Here is a 1,508-nt window from a genome sequence, read left to right as displayed (position 1 = left end):
GGGGGTGCGGACGTTTTTCCGGACGGCCTAGGCGGCCAGCCCCAGCCGCCTCCTGCGGCCGGCTATCGTATCGTACACCTTGCGCCCTCCCTCGTCGAACGCCTTCAGCCTCCCCTCCCGGTACCAGCGGATCCACTCGGCGAGCTCGGCGGCGAACCGCTCGGCGGAGACCCCGCGCCAGTCCCTCCCGTGGAAGAACTCGACCTTGAGCCTGCCGAAGAACCCCTCGCAGGCGGCGTTGTCCGGCGAGTGCCCCTTGCGCGACATCGACCTCTCCACCCCGGCCTCCCCGCAGGCGCGGACCCAGTCGGGGGTGCGGTAGTGCCAGCCGCGGTCGCTGTGGAGCGTGAAGCCGCCCCCGGCGGCGGCCACGGCGCCGGCGAGCATCTCGGCCACGAGCGCCTTGGACGGCGAGGTGCCCACCGAGAAGGCGGCGACGTCGCCGTCGAACAGGTCGACGGCCGGCGAGAGGTACACCTTCCGCGGGTCGTCGGGCAGCCTGAACTCGGTGATGTCGGTGACCAGGACCTCGCCGGGGGCGGCGGCCGAGAAGTCGTGCAGGTCGCGGCCGGCGTCGACCAGCAGCAGGTTGGGCGCCGCCGCGCGGCCCTCCTCGCCGGCGTAGGAGCTGTAGCGGGCCGCCCGCGGGGCGCGGGCGCGCAGCCCCTCCTCGGCCATGATCCGGCGCACCACCTTCTCGGAGACCGCCACCGGCCGCGCCGGGTCGAGCCCCGCCGCGCCGCGGGCCCGCTGCGGCGCGCCGGCGCCCCGCGCGAGCTCGGCGCGGACGCGGCGGTAGCCGTAGGCGCCCCCGGACGCCTCGAAGGCGGCCCGGACCAGGGGCCGCAGGGCGGCGTACGGGTCGGGCGCGGAGGCCGCCGCCAGGCGGTCGTAGAACGTGCTGCGCGGCAGGGACAGCGCCGCCAGCGCCGCCCGCAGCCCGAAGCGCCCCCTGAGCCGGTCAGCCAGCGCCGCCCTCTCCGCCGCCGTCAGGGCGGACAGGTCGGCGCCTGGGTCTTTTTTTAGTATGTCGATCGTCCCCTCGAGGACGGCGTTGCGCAGCTCCAGCTCCTCGCAGCGGGCCCTGAGCTCCTCGAGCTCCGAGGGCGCCTCGCGGGGCTCCGGCGCGCGGGCGGCGATGTCCGAGTCGGTCATGAGGGAGAGCGCCCCTTCCTCGCGGAGCCGCCGGCGCCAGCCGGAGACGGCAGCGGCGGTGACGCCGGCCTCGGCGGCGAGGTCGGCGGCCCGCTCCCCGGCCTCCAGCCGCGCGACGAGCTCCATCTTCCTGTCGAAGGGCAAGTATACGGCCTTCTTGCGGGGCGGCGGGGCGACGCCCGCCGCCTTCGCCCAATTTACAACGGCCGTGCGGCTGCAGCCGGCCAGCTCGGCCGCCTCGGTCAGGCTGAACCCCGCCGCGACGGCCTCCACGGCGAGCTCCCTGGTCTCCAACGGGTACATGCGGACTCCAATCCGGACACCGGAGTGTCCAACTTTTTGTCCGCACCCCC

Annotated in this window: 1 protein-coding gene; it reads right to left on the bottom strand. The window is 75.3% G+C overall.

Translation table 11 applies throughout. The features are described 5' to 3' along the window. Positions 1-27 precede the first annotated feature (27 nt). Positions 28-1,458: an IS3 family transposase gene (locus C2L80_RS13445; protein WP_092197605.1), complete on the bottom strand. Its 1,431-nt coding sequence runs from the start codon at positions 1,456-1,458 to the stop codon at positions 28-30. Positions 1,459-1,508: the final 50 nt, after the last annotated feature.

Source organism: Rubneribacter badeniensis (assembly GCF_002899695.1).
Taxonomy (GTDB): Bacteria; Actinomycetota; Coriobacteriia; order Coriobacteriales; family Eggerthellaceae; genus Rubneribacter; species Rubneribacter badeniensis.
Note: the sequence above shows the minus strand (reverse complement) of the source record. Positions and strands in the feature narration are given on the sequence as shown.